Origin of the sequence: Orrella sp. JC864 (genome assembly GCF_037026685.1) — a bacterium.
Classification (GTDB): domain Bacteria; phylum Pseudomonadota; class Gammaproteobacteria; order Burkholderiales; family Burkholderiaceae_B; genus Orrella.
In genome coordinates this window covers 120,158-141,120 of sequence record NZ_JBANET010000007.1, presented here as the reverse complement: position 1 = coordinate 141,120, position 20,963 = coordinate 120,158, and the positions used below count along the sequence as shown (strand labels likewise).

Annotated in this window: 16 protein-coding genes; 11 read left to right on the top strand and 5 right to left on the bottom strand. The window is 70.9% G+C overall.

Going from position 1 to position 20,963, the window contains the following annotated elements; all coding sequences use genetic code 11:
- Positions 1–351: 351 nt before the first annotated feature.
- Complete coding sequence (locus V8Z80_RS09305) at positions 352–1,326, bottom strand: Bug family tripartite tricarboxylate transporter substrate binding protein (protein ID WP_155194052.1); 975 nt, start codon at positions 1,324–1,326, stop codon at positions 352–354.
- A gap of 168 nt (positions 1,327–1,494) precedes the next feature.
- Between V8Z80_RS09305 and V8Z80_RS09300 the strand changes: the two genes are divergently transcribed.
- The 7 genes from V8Z80_RS09300 to V8Z80_RS09270 all read left to right on the top strand — a co-directional run bounded on the left by V8Z80_RS09300 (position 1,495) and on the right by V8Z80_RS09270 (position 9,518).
- Complete coding sequence (locus V8Z80_RS09300) at positions 1,495–2,976, top strand: aldehyde dehydrogenase (protein ID WP_442951956.1); 1,482 nt, start codon at positions 1,495–1,497, stop codon at positions 2,974–2,976.
- A 52-nt stretch (positions 2,977–3,028) separates the two neighbouring features.
- On the top strand, positions 3,029–3,928 hold the full coding sequence (locus tag V8Z80_RS09295; protein ID WP_336061815.1) for an NAD(P)-dependent oxidoreductase: 900 nt from the start codon (positions 3,029–3,031) through the stop codon (positions 3,926–3,928).
- Between the two features lie 9 nt (positions 3,929–3,937).
- Positions 3,938–4,669: an IclR family transcriptional regulator gene (locus V8Z80_RS09290; protein WP_336061814.1), complete on the top strand. Its 732-nt coding sequence runs from the start codon at positions 3,938–3,940 to the stop codon at positions 4,667–4,669.
- 94 nt (positions 4,670–4,763) lie between these two features.
- A complete protein-coding gene (locus V8Z80_RS09285) occupies positions 4,764–6,221 on the top strand; it encodes an alkaline phosphatase PhoX (RefSeq protein ID WP_336061813.1) in 1,458 nt (485 codons plus the stop codon).
- Positions 6,222–6,274: 53 nt separating this feature from the next.
- Positions 6,275–6,556: a peptidylprolyl isomerase gene (locus V8Z80_RS09280; RefSeq protein ID WP_336061812.1), complete on the top strand. Its 282-nt coding sequence runs from the start codon at positions 6,275–6,277 to the stop codon at positions 6,554–6,556.
- A 261-nt stretch (positions 6,557–6,817) separates the two neighbouring features.
- A complete protein-coding gene (locus V8Z80_RS09275; RefSeq protein ID WP_442951955.1) occupies positions 6,818–8,791 on the top strand; it encodes a bifunctional metallophosphatase/5'-nucleotidase in 1,974 nt (657 codons plus the stop codon).
- Positions 8,792–8,975: 184 nt separating this feature from the next.
- Positions 8,976–9,518: a hypothetical protein gene (locus V8Z80_RS09270; RefSeq protein WP_336061811.1), complete on the top strand. Its 543-nt coding sequence runs from the start codon at positions 8,976–8,978 to the stop codon at positions 9,516–9,518.
- A 42-nt stretch (positions 9,519–9,560) separates the two neighbouring features.
- On the opposite strand, the gene V8Z80_RS09265 is transcribed toward V8Z80_RS09270, so the two are convergent.
- Genes V8Z80_RS09265 through V8Z80_RS09255 form a run of 3 tightly spaced genes read right to left on the bottom strand, consistent with a single transcriptional unit; the run spans position 9,561 to position 13,782 of the window.
- Entirely contained in the window at positions 9,561–11,573 is a 2,013-nt protein-coding gene (locus V8Z80_RS09265; protein ID WP_336061810.1) for a SpoIIE family protein phosphatase, read from the bottom strand.
- On the bottom strand, positions 11,563–12,009 hold the full coding sequence (locus V8Z80_RS09260) for an ATP-binding protein (RefSeq protein ID WP_336061809.1): 447 nt from the start codon (positions 12,007–12,009) through the stop codon (positions 11,563–11,565). Before V8Z80_RS09260 ends, V8Z80_RS09265 begins: the two co-directional genes overlap by 11 nt.
- A 6-nt stretch (positions 12,010–12,015) precedes the next feature.
- Positions 12,016–13,782 (bottom strand): solute carrier family 23 protein, encoded by a 1,767-nt coding sequence (locus tag V8Z80_RS09255; protein WP_155194031.1) that lies wholly within the window; start codon positions 13,780–13,782, stop codon positions 12,016–12,018.
- Positions 13,783–13,910: 128 nt separating this feature from the next.
- Between V8Z80_RS09255 and V8Z80_RS09250 the strand changes: the two genes are divergently transcribed.
- From V8Z80_RS09250 to V8Z80_RS09235, 4 genes are all read left to right on the top strand, one after another.
- Entirely contained in the window at positions 13,911–14,354 is a 444-nt protein-coding gene (locus V8Z80_RS09250) for an HIT family protein (RefSeq protein WP_155194030.1), read from the top strand.
- Positions 14,355–14,503: 149 nt separating this feature from the next.
- The gene (locus V8Z80_RS09245; protein WP_336061808.1) at positions 14,504–16,177 is read left to right on the top strand and encodes an urea amidolyase family protein; all 1,674 of its coding nucleotides are present in this window, start codon (positions 14,504–14,506) and stop codon (positions 16,175–16,177) included.
- Entirely contained in the window at positions 16,174–17,901 is a 1,728-nt protein-coding gene (locus V8Z80_RS09240; RefSeq protein WP_155194026.1) for an ATP-binding protein, read from the top strand. The genes V8Z80_RS09245 and V8Z80_RS09240 overlap by 4 nt, the downstream gene beginning before the upstream one ends.
- Before the next feature lie 231 nt (positions 17,902–18,132).
- A complete protein-coding gene (locus tag V8Z80_RS09235) occupies positions 18,133–19,644 on the top strand; it encodes a glutamate-cysteine ligase family protein (protein WP_336061807.1) in 1,512 nt (503 codons plus the stop codon).
- A gap of 80 nt (positions 19,645–19,724) precedes the next feature.
- Here the strand turns inward: V8Z80_RS09235 and V8Z80_RS09230 are convergent, their stop codons facing one another.
- On the bottom strand, positions 19,725–20,957 hold the full coding sequence (locus V8Z80_RS09230) for an ABC transporter substrate-binding protein (protein WP_336061806.1): 1,233 nt from the start codon (positions 20,955–20,957) through the stop codon (positions 19,725–19,727).
- Positions 20,958–20,963: the final 6 nt, after the last annotated feature.

Genomic DNA, 20,963 nt, shown 5'->3' with positions numbered 1-20,963 from the left:
CGCTGCCAGGCCTGCTCGCTGGCCGACACGGAAAAGTCCCAGGACGCCATCAGCGGCACCGGCTCGACCGCCGCCACCGCGCCCTGGCGCACGCGCAGCAGCCGGCGCGCCTGGCCGAACTCCACCAGCACGTCCGCATCGAATACGTGACGGCAGCGCCGGCCTTGCACCGCCTGGCCGAAACGTTCGGCCAGCGCCTGCCCGGCCGGGCGGCCGGGCTCCTCGCTTTGTCTCATCGCTCCTCCTTGGCGCGGGCGCTCCCGCGCCCTTGCCAGGCGCCCGCTGCTGACGGCGGGTCTAGGCCTGGCCGATGGCTGTTCTTCTTGCCGGCCTCGCGCGGGCCGTTTTTTTTCAGTTCTGCAGCGAAGCGCCCGAGGCCTGCACCGCGTTGCCCCACTTCTCGCTTTCTTCGCGCATGAAGGCCTCGAAGTCGGCGGGCCCGCTGTTCATCACGTCGCCGCCCATGTCCTCGATGCGCTTGCGCATCTGCGGCGTATCGACCAGCGCCGACACGTCGCGGTAGACCTTCTCGACCACCGCATCGTCGACCGAGGCCGGGGCCAGCAAGCCGAACCAGGTGGCCGCCTCGAAGTCCGGCATGCCGGCCTCGGCGAAGGTCGGCACGTCGCTCAAGGCCTGGATGCGCCGGTCGTGCGCCACCGCCAGGGCGCGCAGCTTGCCCGAATCGATCATGGGCAGCACGGCGGTGGCCGTGGCCAGCATCATCTGCACCTGCCCGCCCATCAGGTCGGTGATCGCCGGCGCGTCGCCGCGATACGGCACGTGGGTGATGCCCGACTTGGTGCGGATCTTGAACAGCTCGCCGCTCAGGTGCTGGGCCGTGCCGTTGCCCGGCGAGGCGAAGTTGACCTGCTCGCCGTGGGTCTTCAGGTACTCCAGCAGCTCGGGCAGGGTCTTGACGGGCAGGTCGTTGTTGACCACCAGCACCAGCGGCACCTTGGTCACCAGCGTGACCGCGCGAAAGTCCTTTTGCGGATCGTAGGGCAGGCCCTTGTACAGATGGCCGCTGATGGTGTGCGCCGAGGTAGTCATCAGCAAGGTGTGGCCATCGCCCTTGGCGCGCGCTACCGAGCCGGCGCCGATGGTGGTGCCCGCGCCAGCGCGGTTCTCGACCACCACGGGCTGCTTCCAGGTTTCGCCCAGGCGCTGCGAGACCTCGCGCGCAATCATGTCGGTGGCGCCGCCAGCGGGATAGGGCACCACGATGGTGACCGGCCGCGCCGGATAGGTGTCGGCCTGGGCTGCCGCCGTCGCGCCAAAAAGCATTGCCGCCGCGAACGCGGCGCGCATCCATCCCCTGTTCATACAGGTCTCCTCTCGGTTTCGTTGCATTGCATTCGTTCCTGTAGACAGAACGAATGTTCTATTTTATATTTTGTTGCCACCAGGATGTCAAACGGAGAAACCCTGAGGACGCAGCCCCGCGCCCGGGCAGGCAAGGCTCCGCAGTCCCAAGAGAGGAAGACGCTACTCATGTCCCAGTTGCAATCCCAGGCCGGCGGCGATGCCGCCGGCGCCCCCAAGCCCATGTTGATCGACGGCCAATGGGTCGCCGCCGGCGATGCCTTCGCCTCGGTCAATCCGGCCAACGGCCGGCAGAACCACCTGATCGGCGCGGCCTCGGCCGCCGACGTGGACGCCGCCGTGGCCTCCTCGCTCAAGGCGGTCCGGGACCCGCGCTGGCGCGACATGCTGGCGCACCAGCGCGCCGCGCTGCTGCGCCGCATCGCCGACGGCATCGAGGCCAACGCCGAGACCTTCGCTCGCCTGCAGATGGCCGAGAACGGCAAGGTCTGGGCCGAATGCAAGACGCAGGCCGCCAGCGCCGCGGCCACCTTCCGCTACTACGCGGGCGTATGCGAGACCCTGTGCGCGGACGTCACGCCGGCGCGCGGCAACTACCTGTCCATGACGCGCTACGAGCCCTATGGCGTGGTGGCCTGCATCACGCCCTGGAACTCGCCGCTGACCATGGAAGCGCAGAAGGTCGCGCCGGCCCTGGCCGCCGGCAACGCCGTGGTGCTCAAGCCCTCGGAGGTCACGTCCTCGCCGGCCCTGGAACTGGGCCGCGTGGCGCTGCAGGCCGGGCTGCCGCCTGGGCTGCTGAACGTGGTCACCGGCCTGGGCGGCACCGTGGGCAAGCGCCTGGTCGAGCATCCCGACGTGCGCATGGTGTCCTTCACCGGCGGCACGGCCAGCGGCCGCGCCATCGCCAAGGCCGCGGCCGAGAAGCTGATCCCCGTGGCGCTGGAGCTGGGCGGCAAGTCGCCGCACATCGTGTTCGAGGACGCCGACCTGGATGCGGCGGTCGAAGGCGTGATCGGCGGCATCTTCGAGGGCAGCGGGCAATCGTGCGTGGCCGGTTCGCGCCTGTACGTGCAGCGCGGCATCGCCCAGGCCTTCCTGGAAAAGCTGGTGGCGCGCGCGTCCCGCATCCGCGTGGGCATGCCCGAGGCGCAAGGCTCGCAGATGGGGCCGATCGCCTCCTTCGCCCACCGAGACAAGATCGAGGCCATGGTCGCCGGCGCGCGCGCGCAAGGCTGCGAAGTGCTGCTGGGCGCGGCGCGCCCGCAGGACGAGGCCCTGCAGGCCGGCGCCTTCTACCTGCCCACCATCCTGGGCGGCCTGGCGCGCGATGCGCACGTGGTGCAAGAGGAAATCTTCGGGCCGGTGCTGTGCGCCCTGCCCTTCGACGACGAGGACGACCTGCTGGCGCAGGCCAACGACAGCGTCTATGGCCTGGCCTCGGGCATCTGGACGCGCGACTACCCGCGCGCCCTGCGCGTGGCCGCGCGCCTGGAAGCCGGCACCGTCTGGATCAACACCTACAAGCAGCTATCGATCTCGACGCCGTTTGGCGGCTACAAGCAAAGCGGCATCGGCCGCGAGAAAGGCATCCCGGGCCTGCGGCTGTACCAGCAATCCAAGGGCATCTACCTGGGCATGCCGGCCTGAGGGGCCGAGGCGGGCGCAGGGACATTTCTAGCATTACGGAGAACGGAACGACATGAAGGAATTTTCCCGACTGGGATTCATCGGACTGGGCGTCATGGGCGAGCCCATCTGCCGCAACCTGGCCCAGAAAAGCGGCGTGCCTGTGCTGGGCAACGACAAGCAGCGCGAGCCGCTGGAGCGGCTGGCCGCCCACGGCATCGAGGCGGCCGACGTGCCGCGCATCATGCGCGAATGCGACCTGGTGTTCCTGTCGCTGCCCTCGGGCGAGATCGTCGATGCGCTGGCGCGCGGCCAGGACGGCCTGCTGACGCATGCGCGCCGCGGCCAGGTCATCGTGGACACCAGCACCTCGCCGGTGGACCTGACGCGCCGCCTGCACCAGGATTTCGCCGCGCTGGGCGTGGAATTCGTCGATGCGCCGGTGGCGCGCACGCGCGCGGCGGCCGAGGCGGGCACGCTGGCCGTGATGGTGGGCGCCACACCCGAGCTGTACGAGCGGGTGCGGCCCTACATCGCCACCTTCGCCAGCGACATCACGCTATGCGGCGCGGTGGGCAGCGGCCAGGTGCTGAAGATCCTGAACAACATGGTGCTGTTCGAGACCGTGGTGGCGCTGTCCGAGGCGCGCGCCATCGCCCGCCGCTCGGGCGTGGACCCCGAAGTGCTGCTGAACACCTTGTCCAAGGGCTCGGCCGACAGCTTTGCATTGCGCAATCATGGCTTAAAAGCTATTCTTCCCGGCGAATTTCCCGAGAAGGCCTTTCCCGTCGATTACGCCAGCAAGGACCTGCGCTACGCGCTGGCCCTGGCCGAGCAGGCCGGTGTGAATGCGCGCGGCGCGCGCACCGTCGAGCACTGGTTCAAGGCGGCCGCGCAAAGCGGGCACGGCAACCGGTATTTCCCGGTAATCAGCCGCGTGATCGACGACGAGCCGGGAGCAGACCGTACCTGACCAGCCCGCATGCCCCGCATCCCCCCGGACCCCAACGCCGCTTCTTCTGCCGAACCCGCCGCAGACGGCGTTGCCGCCGTGGAGCGGGCGCTGGCCATCGTCGATGCGATCGCCTCGCGCACCGAGCCCATCTCGCTGGCCGACCTGTCTCGGGCCACGGGCTTTTACAAAAGCACGCTGCTGCGCCTGATCGCCTCGCTCGAGCGCGGCTCGCTGGTGGTGCGCCGCCATGACGGCCGCTACGCGCTGGGCCCGTACGCGCACCGCCTGGGCCGCGCCTTCGACGCGGCCTACCGCCTGACCGAGATCATCGAGCCGCTGCTCAGGCAATGCGTGGACCAGGGCAGCGAAAGCGCGTCCTTTCACGTCTATCACGACGCCCGCTGGCGCACCTGCCTGCTGCGCATCGATTCGCACCACTCCACGCTGGACCGCATCCGCGTGGGCGACCTGCTGCCGCTGACCCGCGGCGCGGCCGGCCGCCTGATCCACGGCTACATGAACGATGCGCAGGCGCACGCCACGCTGGGCCTGAGCGCGGTGTCCATGGGCGAGCGCGACCCGAACTGCGCCGCCGTGGCCAGCCCGGTGTTCGGTTCCTCCGGCGAGATCGTGGGCGCGATCTCGCTGTCCGGCCCCAAGGAGCGCTTCACGCCTTCGGCCATCGAGACGATGACCGGACAGGCCAAGGCCGCCGCGCAGGCCGCCACGCAGGCCCTGGGCGGACGCTGGCCCGGCTAGGGCGCGGGCCGCGCTTCCCGCACGGGCTTCACCGCCCTGTCACACACGGCCCCTAGCATGCCGGGCTTGCCCAACAAGCCATGCGAGCGCCGCCATGCCCTATCCCATCATCCCCCTCGATATGAAACACCGCCGGCGCTTCCTGCGCCTGTCGCTGACAACCGCCGGCGCCATCCCCTTGAGCGGATTCCTGGCCGCCTGCAGCAGCAGCGACGACGATGACCAGACGCCGCCAGGGCAGGACACCCCGCCCGGCGAACAGCCGCCCGCCCAGGAGCCGCCGCCCCAGCCCGGGCCCGTCAGTCCCTTCGAGCAAATGTCCGAACTGCGCCCCGCCGACGAAAACGGCGTGATGCTGCCCGACGGCTTTTCCTCGCGCATCGTGGCGCGCTCGGGCCATCCGCCGCTGCCCGGACGCGAGCCCTGGCACGGCGCGCCGGACGGCGGCGCCTGTTTTGCCGCGCCCGATGGCGGCTGGGTCTACGTCAGCAACGCCGAACTGGCCATAGACATGCCCCCCACGCCGCCCCTGCGCCCCCTCGGCGGCGTCGGGGCGCTGCGCTTTAACCGCGAGGGCGAACTGATCGACAGCTATCCCATCCTCAAGGGCACGCTGGCCAACTGCGCGGGCGGCCCCACACCCTGGGGCACCTGGCTGTCGTGCGAAGAATTCGAACTGGACCCGGCCGGCCCCGAAGCCGGCCTGCTGGGCCGCGCCGCGGGCCTGACCTGGGAATGCGATCCCTTCACCCGCTGGGTGGACGGGCAGGTGGGCCGCAGCTTCCCGGCCCTGGGCAAGTTCGCCCACGAGGCGGTGTGCGTGGACGTGGCCAACCGCACCCTCTACCTGTCCGAGGACGCCAGCGGCGGGCGCTATTACCGCTTCGTCTGCGACGAGGCCGACTGGCCGGCGCAGCTGAACCGCCCCAACATGCGCAGCGGCCGCCTGCAGGTGATGCAGATCCGCGCGCTGCCGCCCGACGCGGAGGTGGTGGCCGCCGCCGAACTGGCCGGCGTGGACCTGAACCAGCCGTGCGCCGTGGAGTGGATCGACGTGGTCCGCCCCGACGAAGGCCAGAACTACGTGCGCCAGACCGAACGGCTGGCCGGCCGCGTGCCGCCCGGCACCGAGTTCCCCAAGTGCGAGGGCACCTGGTTCTTCAACGGCATCGCCTATTTCGCCACCCAGTCGAACCACCGCATCTGGGCCTACGACACCCACAACCAGACGGTGGAAGTGATCTACGACGGCAACCGCAACAGCGAGGATCCGGTCCGCTATTCGGTCAACCGCCCCGACAACATCACGGTGACGGCGCTGGGCGAAGTCATCGCGGTCGAGGACGGCGGCAACCTGGAAGTGGGCGTGGTGCGCACCGACGGCACCTCGCAGGCCATCGCCCGGCTGGTGGGCCACGACGGCAGCGAGACCACCGGCGTGGCGCTCTCGCCCGACGGGACGCGCCTGTACTTCAGTTCGCAGCGCGGCACCACCGGACGCAGCGAGGACGGCGTGACCTTCGAGATCCTGCTGCCGCGGCCGGCCGCCTAAGGCGCGCCTGCCCGGATGCGTTACCCTTGAGTCTCTTTACAAGGAGCAAGACCATGGCCCGTGCCACCGCCCGCCACATCCTGGTTTCCAGCGAAGCCAAGTGCAATGAATTGAAGACCGCCATCGAGAACGGCGCCGACTTCGCCCAGGTCGCGAAGGAAAACTCCAGCTGCCCCTCCAGCCGCGACGGCGGCAACCTGGGTACCTTCGGCCGCGGCCAGATGGTGCGCGAATTCGACGAGGTGGTGTTCAGCGCCCCCGTCAATGTCGTGCAAGGGCCGGTCAAGACGCAGTTCGGCTACCACCTGGTGGAAGTGACCGAACGGCAGGATTGACAGGCCCGCCCCCGAGGCGCCCACGCGCCTCCCGCTCAAGGGGGCACGCCCGCGGACCGGCCAAGCCGGCTCCGCGGCGTCCCTGAGCGAGCCGCGCTCGCCCGCGCTGGATAGGCTGAGCCTTGTGCCCGGCCCAGCGCATCGACAGCAAGACAAAAGTCACAAAATCTTCACACTGACACGCACCGCGCGTCACGCCAATGTAACCACTCGCCTTCAGCATCCCTTTTCCTAAGTAATCCATAGCACAGGGAAGGGAATATGCACCCGACATTCCAGCGCCATGCCCAGCCGGGGCATCGCCGCTACGCGCGCAGCCGCGTGTTCATCGCCAGCCTGATGGCAGCCAGCCTGCTCGCCGCCTGCAGCAGCAGCGACGACGATGACGACGATCACCGGCCGTCCGATCCGCCGGAACAGCCCGCACCGCCGACGCCGATCGACCTGACCCTGCTGCACATCAACGACCATCATTCCAACCTGGACGGCCGGACGCTGACCCTGAACCTGCGCAACGCCGCCGGGGACACGGTGCAGGCCCGCGTGCCGTCGGCCGGCTTCGCGCGCGTGACGACCGCCTTCCGCGAGCTGGCCCAGGACAAGGAAAACGTCATCAAGCTGCACGCCGGCGACGCGCTGACCGGCAGCCTGTATTTCAACCGCGCCGGCGAAATCGGCGAGGCCGACGCGGCCATGATGAACACGGTGTGCTTTGACGCCTTCACGCTGGGCAACCACGAGTTCGACAAGGGCGACACCGAGCTGAAGAACTTCATCGACCGGCTGCACGCCGGCGATTGCCAGACCCCGGTGATCAGCGCCAACGTGCACTTTGGCGCTGCCTCGGCCCTGCACCCCTCGAACGCGCCCGGCTATGTGCATCCCTATACCGTGATCGAGCGCTCGGGCCAGAAGATCGGCATCGTGGGCCTGACCATCGCCGGCAAGACCCAGCAGTCGTCCAGCCCCGACGCCGGCACGACCTTCGAGGACGAGGCCGCCGCCGCCCAGCGCGCCATCGACGCGCTGCAGGAGCAGGGCGTCAACAAGATCATCCTGAGCACCCACGTCGGCTACGAGCTGGACAAGAAGCTCATCGCCGAGCTGCGCGGCGTGGACGCGGTGGTGGGCGGCGATTCGCACTCGCTGCTCGGCCCGGCCACGATGGCCCAGGTCGGCGTGGGCACGCCCGCCGGCGCCTATGCCGAACAGCTGACCAACAAGGACGGCGAACCGGTGTGCCTGGCACAGGCGTGGGAGTATTCGCAGGTCGTGGGCGAGATGAAGATCAGCTTCGATGCCGACGGCGTGGTGACCGCCTGCGAAGGCACGCCGCACGTGCTGATTGGCGAGACCTTCACGCCGCCGGCCGGCGGGGCCTTCAGCGAGGCCGACATCGCCGCCCTGAAGGCCGATGCCGCGCAGTACGGCTTCCTGCGCCACACGCTGGAAGACGCGGCCGCCATCGCCACCCTCGCGCCGTTCAAGGCCAAGGTGGACGCGTACAGCCAGCAGGTCGTGGCCGTGACGGCCGAGGAACTGTGCTCGCGCCGCGTGCCCGGGGGCAGCGGCAGCGTGGACTACGGCCGCTCCAGCGCCGCCTGCAACGCCCTGGGCGAAGTCAGCGCGCGCGGCGGCGACATCCAGCAGCTGGTCGCCCAGGCCTACCTGGAAGTGGCCAACGCCGACTACGGCGGCGCCGACATCACCCTGCAAAGCGGCGGCGGCGTGCGCGTACCGCTGAACGGCCAGGTGACGGCGGCCAACGTGATCGAGGTGCTGCCCTTTGGCAACATGCTCTATCGCCTGGACATCACGGGCGCCGAGGCCAAGGCCATGATCGAGGACGGCCTGGAAGCGACCTTCGGCCCCGGCGGCAGCACCGGCCCCTACCCGTACACGGGCGGCCTGCGCTTTGCCGTCGACGCCAGCCAGCCGCGCGGCTCGCGCGCCAGCAACCTGCAGGTGCTGGACCAGACCACCGGGCTGTGGAATCCCATCGACCCGGGCGCCACCTACCGGCTCTTCGTGCTGAGCTTCAACGCCGAGGGCGGCGACGGCTACACCACGCTGGCCAACGTGCCGGCCGAGCGCCGGGTGGACATCGGCGTGCTGGATGCGGACGTGTTCCAGACCTACATCGACCGCCTGCCCAACCGCAATTCGCAAGACTTGCCGATCATCCAGAAGCTGGACGGCCAGTTCTACAGCACCCAGAGCTTTGTCGGACCGTAAGGCCCGCGCCTGCGGCGGGCGCACGGCGCGCCTGCCCGCATGAAGGTGGGAAAAAAGAGGGCTGCGCGAGCAGCCCTCTTTTCATTCGTTGCGCAAGCTCGCGGAAAGGCAAGGGAATCTCGCCGCGCCCAGGCTTATCGGATACCACGGCGTACTTCACCCGTACTACTAAGAGGCGGTTCTCATGAAAATAGAGTTTTTCCTGGACTATCTGCCATGGCTACACGTACCTCGTTCGGTATGCACAGCCTGGGACGTAACCCCGGAAGACAGGAATCAACGGTTCACCGCGAAGAAGCGCGACCAGCCATTGGTGCTGGAGAACGCGCCTGCCCCCATCATGGAGCTCTACGAATGGCATGACCTCTCCAATATCTCCATGCTGTGGACCATCTTCATGGAAAGGCCGTACGAGACGCCGCATGGCTGGTGTTTTTCCTATATGTCCGAGGTGCTGCTAGTGCTTGCGCCAGAAGGCCAGGTACGGGGCTATATCGAACACCCGATCAGGGCCATCCATGGCGACGGCTATCTCGGCCCGGCCGGCAAGGATATGGAGTCGTACCTGGAGGCCCTGCTGTGCGGGCAGATGACTGTCTCGCATTTTGCGCGCGGCCTGGGCGACGAGCCCGGATTCATGGAAAAGCGCAAGCCCATCGTCGATCTCTGCACGCATATCGCCGGCGGCGAGGACTACCGCGACTTCTGGGAAAGCGTGCTGCTCTGACCGCTGCGACAGCAAGGCGCGCCGCCGGGCACGCGCGCGCCTTCATTCGTCCCGCAGGCTCGCCACGATCAGCGTGATGTCGTCGGACTGCTCCACGTCCTGCGCGAAGGCCCGCACGTCCTCCAGCAAGGCCTGGGCGCGCGCCTGCGCGCTGCCGGCGGTGCGGCGCAGCAAGACTTGCAGGCGTTCCTCGCCGTAGTAGTCGCCGCCTGGCCCGAAGGCCTCGGTCACGCCGTCGGTGTAGCCCACGATCATCTCGCCCGGCAGCACGCGCGTATGCAGCTTGCGGTACTGCAGGCCCTCGGCCACGCCGCAGGCCGCGCCGCTGCGCCCTTCCAGCACGCGCACCCGGCCGTCCCGTCCGACCACCAGCGGCGCAGGATGGCCGGCGTTGACCCAGGTGAAGTCGCCCGTGCGCAGATCCAACGCGCCCAGCAGCAAGGTGGTGAACATCATGTTGGGATTGTTCTCGGCCAGGCGGGTGTTGACCCGCTCGACGATGCGCGCCGGATCGTGTTCTTCCTCGGCGGTCGAGCGTATCAGCGTGCGCGTCACCGCCATGAACAGCGCCGCGGGCACGCCCTTGTCCGAGACGTCGCCGATGACCAGGCAGTAGCGGTCCTGGTCCAGCGGGAAGTAGTCGTAAAGATCGCCGCCCACCTCCTTGGCCGCCACCATGGTGGCGTGCAGGTCCAGCCGCTGGCCGGCGTCGCGGCCCAATGGCAGGGGCAAAAGGCCCAGCTGGATGTCGCGGGCGATGTTCAGCTCGCTTTCTATGCGCTGGCGCGCGCTGACCTCGTTCATCAGGCTGGCGACGTTGCCGCGCAGCTTCTCGCGCATGAACAGGAAGCTGCGCGCCAGGCGCCCGACCTCGTCGCGGCGCGTCTGCGACCAGGCCTGGATCTGCGCCGGCGCCGGGCTGGCCGAGGTCAGGTCCTCGTCGGGCAGCTGGCGCGCGTAGCGGGTAAGCCGGTCCAGCGGACGGGCCATGCGCGCGGCCACCCACCAGGCCATGGCCAGGCCCAGCACCAGCATGGCGCCGAAGATGGCGGCCTGCCGGTTCAGCAGGCGCGCGGCCGGCTGCGTGAGATCCTGCTCGGGCACGGCGGTGGCCACGGTCCAGCCCAGCGGCTTGAAGAACGAGGCGTCGATGCGCCAGCGCTCCTGGCCCGAATCGAACAGGAAATGCCCGCGTCCGGCGGTATCGCGCAGCCGCGCCAGCAATTCGGTGATCGGCTGGCCGGTGGCCGCGTCGCGCGCCTGCCAAAGCGGCTGCGCGTGCCCGGGCGGCGGCACGATCATGCGCAAATCGCCTTCGAGCACGAAGACGAAGCCGGACTGCGCCAGGCCCAGCGTGGACAAGGTCTCGGCCAGGGCATGCTCCATCTGCTTGCGCCGCTCGGCGATCTGGCCGATCAGCGGATCGGCGCTGTCCGAAACCGCCACCACCCAGTTCCAGGCGCGGAAATAGCCGAAATAGGCATAGCGCAGCGGGCTGCCCGATGCCGAGGCGGCGAAGGTGTCGCGATAGATGGCAAAGCTGGAGCCGGCCTTGCGGCTTTCGGCGTACATGGTCTGGGCCAGCGGCCGGCTCTTGAAGTCGCGGATCTGCGAAAGGTCGCGGTCGATCATGTCGGCGCGGCCGCTGGCCAGCACCGCACCCTGCTCGTCGAACACCATCGCGTAGCGGCTGCCGCCCAGTTCGAGCTGGTTGATCCAGCGCCGCGCCATGCCCTGCGCCGCGCCGGGCGTAAGCACGCCGCGCTCGGCCAGTTCGGCATAGCCGGCCAGCACGTTGCCGATCAGCTGCCCGCTTTCGCGCAGCTGGCGCCGCCCGCCGCGCACCGCCGTGATCTTGTCGTTGAGCGAGGCGGCCCAGCGCGCCTGCAGGTCGCGCTCGAGCAAGTCCAGCACGTTGTCCACGCCCTGCTGCTCGCTGGCCACCACGGTGGCGGTCACGGTATAGCGGGTCACCAGCATGGTGAAGCCGGCCACGGCCACCAGGATGGCCACCACCAGCAGGAAAATCTTGCCGCGCAAGGAGTCAGTCGGCATCGGGCAAGCTCTCCAGGGAAACCAGGGTAAGGCGGTTCAGGCCGGCTTCGCGCCGGTATTGCATGTCGCTCAGGTAGTGGCGCATCAGGCGCAGCCCGTGCCCGCCAGGCTGCGCCTCGTCCAGCGTGGCGGCCAGCGGCGCGAGGCTGGCCGCGGTGGGGTCGAAGGCCGGGCCATTGTCGGCGATCTCCAGGGCGATGGCCCGGCCGGCGCGGCGGCAACGCAGCTGCAGCTGCGGCGCCTGGCTGGCGGCCGGCCCGGCGAAGGCGTGGCGCTGCACGTTGGCCAGCGCCTCTTCCAGGCACAGCGAGAGCTGGAAACGCAGCGCGGCCGGCCAGCCGTCGCGCTCGGCGATGCCCGCCAGCCAGGCCAGGCCTTCTTCGGCCAGCGGCTGGCCGGCCTGCAGCGTCATGGTGTCTTGTTCCGGTCTGGACATGGGCCCTCAATGGTCGAAGGTCAGGCGCAAATAGGATTGGCCGGCGCGCGTGCCGGTCTCCACCCGCTCGGCCAGGCGCCTGAGCAGCGTCCGGGAGGTGTGGCTCAGGGCCTGCTCGATCTGGCTGTCGAAGGCCGCATCGTCGGCATCGAGCAGCTGCGCCAGCATGGCCGCGTCGGCGCCGCCCATCGCCAGCGGCGTGCCATTGTGCACCAGCTCGACGACCAGGTGGAACTCGTCGAAGCTGCCGCGCAGCGCCACGACCTGCCGCCCGCCGGCCGCGGCGAACTCGGCGGCCTCCAGCGCGGCGGCGGCCGCCCGCTTGAGCACTTCGCGCCGGGCCTGCCACTGGCCGCCCCACAGCTCGACCGTGTCGATGATCTGTTCGGTCACGGCGATGCCGGCCCGCGGGTCGAGCATCGCCTGCTTGCGCTGCGACACGCCGATGCGAAACAGCAGGTTCAGCCCGATGGCCGCCAGGCCGGCGGTGATGATGCCGTTGGCGGCCAGAAAGCGCAGCGATTCGGGCAGTTGCGCGGCCAGTTCGGGCTGCACCATGACGGCGATGCCGGCCACGAAGGACAGGCCCACCATGAAGATGGCCCGCGCGTCCATGGCCCGCGAGGCCACCAGCTCGATGCCCGAGACGATCAGATAGGCCGCGGCATAGACTTCGACCGCGCCGATGATGGGCGTGGGGATGAGCGTGAGCGCCAGCGTGGCCTGCGGCAGGAAGGCGATGGCGCCCAGCATCAGCGCCACCGCCAGGCCGACGTAGCGCGAGGTGCAGCGGCTGATGTGGCTGAGCGCGATCGAGGCCGATGAGGTCGCGGTCGGATAGGCGCCCAGCGCGCTGGTGGCGATGTTGCCCAGCGAGCCGGCGCGGATGGCGCCGGCGACCTGGCGCATGTTGGTGCGGCGCCAGTCGGCGTTGTTCATCTTGTCCATCAGCGCCACGGTGCCCAGGGTGTCCAGCTGCACCAGCACGCTGAGCAGCGCCACCGAGACCAGCAGCCCGGGATCCACGTCGAACACGGGCGCGGCCAGCGACGGCAAGGCAAAGAACGGCGCGGCCGCCAGCATCTCGCCGCCGCGCAGCTGGCCGGTCAGGGCGGCGGCCGCCAGGCCCGCCGCCAGCCCGCCCAGCAGGGCATAGAGCCGGGTCTTTTGCGATCCCCACACCGAGAGCGCCACCACGGTGGCCAGCGTCAGCACGCCCACCAGCAGGGCCGGCCCCGAGGCCGGGGCCGCGTCGGTGCTGCCCGACAGGTGGGCCAGGCCGGGCGCGGCCAGCGCGAAGCCGCCCATCATCGCCACCAGCCCGGCCACGGTCGGCGGCAGCAGCGCGCGCAGCCTCGGCATGCCCTGGGCCACCAGCAGCCCCATGCCGCCGTGCAGCAGGCCGGCGGCCACCATCGCGCCGGGGCCGAACTGGGCCACCAGCACCGCCAGCACCGTCAGCTGGTTCGGATCGGGGATGTGCACGATGAGCTGGCCCGCGCCCGTGCGCCGGCCCCAGGCCTGCAGGCCGGTGGCCAGCGCCATGCCCAGCACCGAGGCGGCGACCAGCTGGCGGGTCTGCTCCAGCGCCAGGCCGGCCAGGTGCGACATGGCCAGCACGTAGGCGATCAGCGCCAGCGCCGTGGTGCAGTGCTGCAGGGCAAGCCCGGCCAGGCCTGCGGGCGGCGGGCAGTCGTCGGCGCCATAGCTCAGGTCGGCCGGGCGGCGGTAGGGAGCGGATGGCGCAAGGCGCAGGCGTTGCAGCAGGGACATGGGTTGTGCCGGTCGGCCCGGGATGGGCGAGGCGTATTATCGGGGCAAGCGGGCCGCCTGCCTATCGCGGTGCCGGCCCGCTGCCCACGGACCGGGCCGTCCGCGGCCAAAAACGAGGAGACTTCCCCATGCCCAAGTTCGTCGATACCTCCCCTGCGGGTCAGTGCATCTTCTGCCGCATCGTCGCCGGCGAGCTGCCTGCCGCGCGGGTGTGGGAAGACGCGCATACCCTGGCCTTCATGGACCTGGGCCAGGTCAATCCCGGCCATGTGCTGGTGGCGACCCGCCGGCACGCGGCCACGCTGTACGACATCGACGCCGAGCAGGCCGCCGCCGTCATGCAGACCGCCCGGCGCGTGGCGCTGGCCGTGCGCGCGGCCTTCGCCCCCCCCGGCCTGACCCTGCTGCAGGCCAACGGCAAGGAAGGCGACCAGACCGTCTTGCATTTCCATATGCACGTGGTGCCGCGCCACGGCAACGACGGCATCGCCCTGTCCTGGCCACGCAAGGAGCCGCCGATGGACACGCTGCACGACTACGCGCAGCGCCTGCGCACGCACCTGGGCGGCTAGCCGCCCGGCCCGCGCCGCCCCCTGCCCGCCTGCGAGGGGCGCGACCGCGATCAACAAACATTACAAAATAGTTGATCGAAACAGGAAAATCGTTGAACAATATTGGCTTGAGCCGGCGCAAGCCTGGCGCTCTTCCCTAGCGAGCCTGGATGCGATTCCTTCCCGTCAACCTCAACGCCTTGCTGGTCGAACTGGACGACCTGGACCAGACCCTGTCCCTGCTGCATGCGCTCGAGCGCGAGCCGGTCGCCGGCGTGGTCGAACTGGTGCCGGCCGCCCGCACCATCCTGGTCACCTTCCGGCCCGCCCTGCGCAGCGCGCGGGACATCGTCGCCGACATCGCCGCGCGCCGGCTGGATGCGCGCATCGAGCGCTCGGCCCCGCTGGTCGAGATCCCCGTGCATTACGACGGCGAGGACCTGGACGAGGTCGCCGGCATGCTGGGCCTGTCGCGCCAGGAAGTGGTGGCCCGCCATACCGGCCGCGAGTATTCGGTGGCCTTTACCGGCTTTGCCCCGGGCTTTGCCTATCTGAGCGGCGGCGACCCCGGCCTGGACGTGCCGCGCCGCAGCTCGCCGCGCACCCGCATCCCGCCGGGCGCGGTGGCGCTGGCCGGCACCTTCAGCGGCATCTATCCGCAGGCCAGCCCGGGTGGCTGGCAGCTGCTGGGCAGCACGCCGCTGGCGATGTGGGACCTGGGACGCGAAATCCCGGCCCTGCTGCAGCCCGGCTACCGGGTGCGCTTCGTGGACGCCGCGCGCCTGTCCGAGGCGCAGCTGCAAGCCTTGATCGAACGCTCGCGCGGCAGGCGCGTGGACGCCGGGCGGCCCGCCCGCGCCGCGCAGCCGGGCCCGCGGCACGGCCTGACGGTGCTGGCCGCCGGTTTGCAAACGCTGTTCCAGGACAGCGGCCGCCATGGCCAGGCCGGCCAGGGCGTGGCGGCATCCGGGGCGATGGACCAGCAGGCCTTGCGGGCCGCCAACCGCCTGGTGGGCAATGCGCCGGGCAGCGCCTGCCTGGAGACCACCTATGGCGGCCTGGCGCTGCAAGCCAGCGGCCCGCTGGTGCTGGCCGTCGCCGGCGCGCAGGCGCCGCTGGAGATCACCGCCGCCGACGGGCGGCGCTGGACGGCCGCGCCCTATCGCGCGCTGGCCCTGGACGAAGGCGACGTGCTGCGCATCGGCGAGCCGGCCGCCGGCCTGCGCTGCTATGTGGCCGCGCGCGGCGGTTTCGCGATCGAGCCGGTGCTGGGCAGCTGCGCCACCGATACGCTGGCACACGTCGGCCCGCCCGCCGTGGCCGCCGGCGATTTCCTGCCGGTGCGTCCGGCCCCGGCCGGGGCGATCGTGGCCGACTTCATGCCCGCGCCCGACAAGCTGCCCCGCGCCGGCGAGGTCGTCACGCTGGACGTGGTGATGGGGCCGCGCACCGACTGGTTCACCGGCGAGGCGGTGCGCCTGCTGGCCGCGCAGACCTGGGAGGTCACGGCGCAGTCCAACCGCGTGGGCATCCGGCTGGCCGGCGAGCAGCCGCTGGCGCGTGCGCGCCAGGGCGAGCTGCCCAGCGAAGGCACCTCGCCGGGCGCCATCCAGGTGCCGCCCAGCGGGCAGCCGGTGCTGTTCCTGGCCGACCACCCGCTGACCGGCGGCTATCCGGTGATCGCGGCGGTGGCGACCCATCACCTGGACCTGGCGGGGCAGATCCCCATCGGCGCCCGGATCCGCTTCAACCCCCTGACCACCTTCAAGACCCTGTCGCCGCACGCCTCGGACCCGCGGGCCGGGCACGCCGAGCCGGCCCCCATTTCCTCCCCTATCCCATGAAAAAAGTCCTGATCGCCAATCGCGGTGAAATCGCACTGCGCATCGCCCGGGCCTGCGCCGACTACGGCGTGGCGTCGGTTGCCGTCTACGCCGATGCCGACGCCGACGCGCTGCACGTGCGCGCGGCCGACGAGGCCTACGGCCTGGACGGCCAGAAGCCGGCCGACACCTACTTGAACATCGGCAAGCTGCTGGAGGTGGCGCGGCGCAGCGGGGCCGACGCGGTGCATCCGGGCTATGGCTTCCTGTCCGAGAGCGCGGCCTTCGCCCAGGCCGTGATCGACGCCGGGATGGTGTGGATCGGTCCGCCGCCGGCCGCCATCGAAAGCCTGGGCGACAAGGTGCAGGCCCGCCGCATCGCCGCCCAGGTGGGCGCGCCGATGGCGGCCGGCACCGCCGAGCCGGTGCAGGACGCATCGCAGGTGCTGGACTTCGCCCGCGAGCACGGCCTGCCCATCGCCATCAAGGCCGCCTTCGGCGGCGGCGGGCGCGGCATCAAGGTGGCCTGGCGCATGGAGGAGGTCGAGGACCTGTACGCCTCGGCGGTGCGCGAGGCGGTGGCCGCCTTCGGCCGCGGCGAATGCTTCCTGGAGAAGTTCCTGGACCGGCCCCGCCACGTCGAGGTGCAGGTGCTGGCCGATGCCCACGGCAAGGTGGTGGTGCTGGGCACGCGCGACTGCTCGCTGCAGCGGCGCAACCAGAAGCTGGTCGAGGAGGCGCCCGCGCCCTTCCTGTCCGACGCGCAGCGCGAGCGCCTGCACCAGGCCGCCCACGACATCTGCAAGGCGGCCGGCTACGTCAGCGCCGGCACGGTCGAGTTCCTGCTCAGCGCCGACGGCACGCTGTCCTTCCTGGAGGTGAACACGCGCCTGCAGGTCGAGCATCCCGTCACCGAGGAAACCACGGGCGTGGACCTGGTGATCGAGCAGCTGCGCATCGCCGACGGCCTGCCGCTTGCGCTCGATGCCACGCCCGCGCCGCGCTGCCATGCCTTCGAGTTCCGCATCAACGCCGAGGATCCGGGCCGCGGCTTCCTGCCCACGCCCGGGCCGGTGCGCCGCTTCGATCCGCCCAGCGGCCCGGGCGTGCGGCTGGACAGCGGCGTGGCCAGCGGCTCGACCGTCCCCGGCGCCTTCGACTCGATGATGGCCAAGCTCATCGTCACCGGCGCCACGCGCGAGCAGGCGCTGGCGCGCGCGCGCCGCGCCCTGCGCGAGTTCCACGTCGAAGGCGTGGCCACGGTGCTGCCCTTTCACCGCGCGGTCATCGAGCACGAGGATTTCGCCGGCGGCCAGGCGCTGCGCGTGCACACCCGCTGGATCGAGACCGACTTCGCCGAGCCGCTGGCCGCGGCCGTGCGCGTGGTGCCCGAGCCCGACGCCGGCCTGACGCGCATGGCCATGGAAATCGACGGCAAGCGCGTGATGCTGGGCCTGCCGGCGGCGCTGCTGCGCGGCCTGCCGGCCCCCGGCGGCGCCGATGCCCGGCAAGAGGAAGACGCGCCCGCGCAGGATCCGGACGCGGTCGCCGCGCCCGTGGCCGGCACCGTGCAAGCCTGGAAGGTCCAGGACGGCGCGCAAGTGGCCCAGGGCGAACTGCTGGCCGTGATGGAAGCCATGAAGATGGAAATGCCCGTGCACGCGCCGCGCGCCGGCACCGTGCGCATCGCCGCCCAGGTCGGCAGCTTCGTGGCCGCCGGCGCCCCCTTGGCCAGGATGGCCTGACGCCGGCACGGCTGCCCGCCCCGGGCCGCGCCCCGGGGCCCGCCACTTTCCGGGCGCACGCCCGTCCCCTTCCAGGGCCCGCCGCCGCGCCGGCCGCGGGCCCGGCGCGGCTTTTCCCGTTTGCGGAACCGAAGCGTCCTGCCGGTTACTCACCCCGTATCCCGCGCGCCCCGCCCCTTTTGCAGCCGCGCGCCCTGGCCGCCCGGCCTGTCACGCCTTTGCCGCGCCCCCATGAAAAAACTTGGCCTCGAAATGGAAATGGTCGTCGCCGACGGCGAAACCGGCGCCAGCCATTGCGTACGGCAGGGCTACTTCCAGGCCCTGGCCCGGCGCAAGGCCGCGCGGGGCCAGGCCACCCAGGCCAAGCAGGCGGGCGGGCGCGTCGTGGCGCTGCTGGGCACGCACGGCGAAAGCGGCCTGGACAACGCCTTCAACCACCTGGAAAGCGCGCTGGGCCCGGTGCCCGGCGGCCCGGGCGGCCTGGCCCGGCTGCAGGCCCGGATGCGCGACGAGCTGGCCGACGTCATCGACGCGCTGGGCGAGGAAGGCGCGGTGCTGCTGAACGTCTCGGAACATCCCGACTGCCCGCTGGACGAGGCCTTCTATCGCGCCGCGCGCGCGCCCAAGCCCATCTACGATTATTGGGTCGGGCAGCGCGGCTGGTCGCACCGCGTCGGCATCGACGCCAAGGCGCAGAACGGCCCCACCACCTCGGTGCCGCTGCACCAGGCCGCCCAGGCGCTGAACGTGGTGCTGGCGCTGGCGCCGGCGTCGATCGCCCTGTTCGCCAACAGCCCACTCGAGGGCGGCCGGGCCACCGGCCTGAAGGAAAACCGGCTGTCGATCTGGCCGCGCATGTTCGCGACCAGCCGCCATGCCTGCGACGAACGGCTGTCGCGCACGCCCGGGCAGCCCTATGCGGACCTGGGCGATTATTTCCGGCGCGCCTATGGGCCGGGCACCGTCATGCACACCGTGCCCTGCGGGCAGGATGGCGACTACAAGGCCAGCGCCCGCACGGCGCGCGCGCACGGCGATCCCTCGCTGCTGGAGTTCCTGGCCGCCCCGCAATGGCAGGGCACGGCCTGCGGCAGCGGCCAGGCCGTGACGCTGCGCCCGTCGGCCGCGCACTTCGAGCACATGCAGTTCAGCCCTTTCCTGGACGCGCGCTTTCGCTTTCGCTTCGGCACGCTGCCCGAGGTGCCGGCGCTGCTGCGGGCGCTGCAGGCGCCGCAGGGCCTGGAGGCGCTGATGGCCGCGCACGGCGCCGAAGGCTATATCGAAGGCCGCATGCCGGGGGCCAACTTCGTCGATGCCGCCCTGCTGCAAGAGGCCGGCCCCGAGCGCGCCGCGCACGTCACCTTGTCGGCCGCAGCCATCCAGGCCGGCCTGCTGGCGCGGCTGGACGATGCCCAGGCGCTGGTGCGGCAATGGGGCTGGCAGCGGCTGCTTGGCCTGCGCCAGGCGGCCATCGCGCAGGCGCTGCATGCGCCCGAGGTGCATGCGCTGGCCGGCGAAGTGCTGGCGGTGGCCGCGCAGGGCCTGGACGCGCAGGACCGGCACCGGCTGGACTATGTACGCTGGGTCTGGGAAAACCGCCGCACCGGCGCCGACCGCACGCTGGAATGCTGGTCCGCCAGCCGCGGCACGCCGGCCCAGCGCCTGCGCGCGCTGGCCGCGCAACGCACCGTGCTGCATCCGCGCCTATGGGCGGCCTGCGGCGAGGCGATGGAGCTGGGTTGAAATCCGCGCGCCGCGCAGGCACGGGCCCGGCATCGGGCCGCGGCCGTCCCCTGCCCGGCCGCGACGCGCCGGCGGCAGGCTCAATCGGCGATATCGCGGCCCTGGCCGTCGTAGACCTCGTCCGAGGACAGCAGGATGTCGATGGGCGGGTCAAAGCCGATCAGCTCGGCGGTCTTGAGGTTCAGCGCGATCTCGGCCGGCGAGATCCAGATCTGGCTCAGCTCGCGCGGGCTGGCGCCATGGAAGATGCGCGCGATGGTCTCGGCATGGAACAGCCCCACCGGCAGGTAGTCGGCCTGCGCCATGCTCATGAGCACGCCCTGGCGCACCTCGTCCGAACCCAGCATCGAGAAGCTGGGCACCCTGGCCTGCACCAGGCTATCCACGATGGCCGGCAGCGACTGGCCGGTCACGCCGCGGTGCACGGTGATGTACACGGCATCGACCTGCGGGGCGATCCGCGCATAGCAGTCCTGCGCGCTTTGGCGCGCCTGCTCGGGCGTGACATTGTTAAAGGGCGCATGGCAGGCCCGCACCTGAAAGCCCAGCGCGCGGGCCATCTGCTCGACCGCGTCCACCCCGCCGAAGGTGCGGCCCTCGGCGCTGTCCTCGTACACCACGCCCAGCGTCTTGAAGGGCACGATGTCGTGGAACAGGCGCACCTGCCCCTGGTAGCGGTCGGGCTCGACCTTGGCATGGATGTGGTCGCGGCCACTGTCTTCGGCGCTGGCCACGATCCTGGAGGCGATGGGGTCGCTGGTGGAAGCCACGATGGTGGGCACCGGCGTCATGGCCGGCGCGGCCATGTCCTGGCCGGCCCAGGTGCCCATGGCGATCATCAGGTCGATGTCGCGCCGCTCGGCCAGGCGCTGCGACAGCGCCTCGCGCGTGGGGCCGCGCAAGGATGCGTCGAAGTTGCCCGCCGTGTAGTAGCCGTCGGGCACGAAACGCACGAAATCGCTTTTGACGTTGCGCACCAGGTGGTCCCAGATCTGCCGCGAGGTATGCGTCTTGGGATCGGGCAGGGAGGGGTCGGGTATCCATCCCAGGGTGTGCAGGCCGCGCACGATGGCCGCCAGGATGACCGGGTAGTCGGTGTAGTCGCCGCCTTGCAGGTAGCCCAGTTGCCAGGGCGAGCCGTCGGGCTTGCGCACCGGCGCGACGGGAAACACGCGCGGCGCGGCGGCGCCGTCGGCCTGGGCCGTGGCGGCCGGCAGGGCTTGCGCCTGGGCCGCCGGCACGGCCAGCAGGGTGCAGGCCAGCGCCAGGCCGGGGACTCGCGCGGCGAGCCAGGGAATGAAGCGGCAGTTCATGTCGTG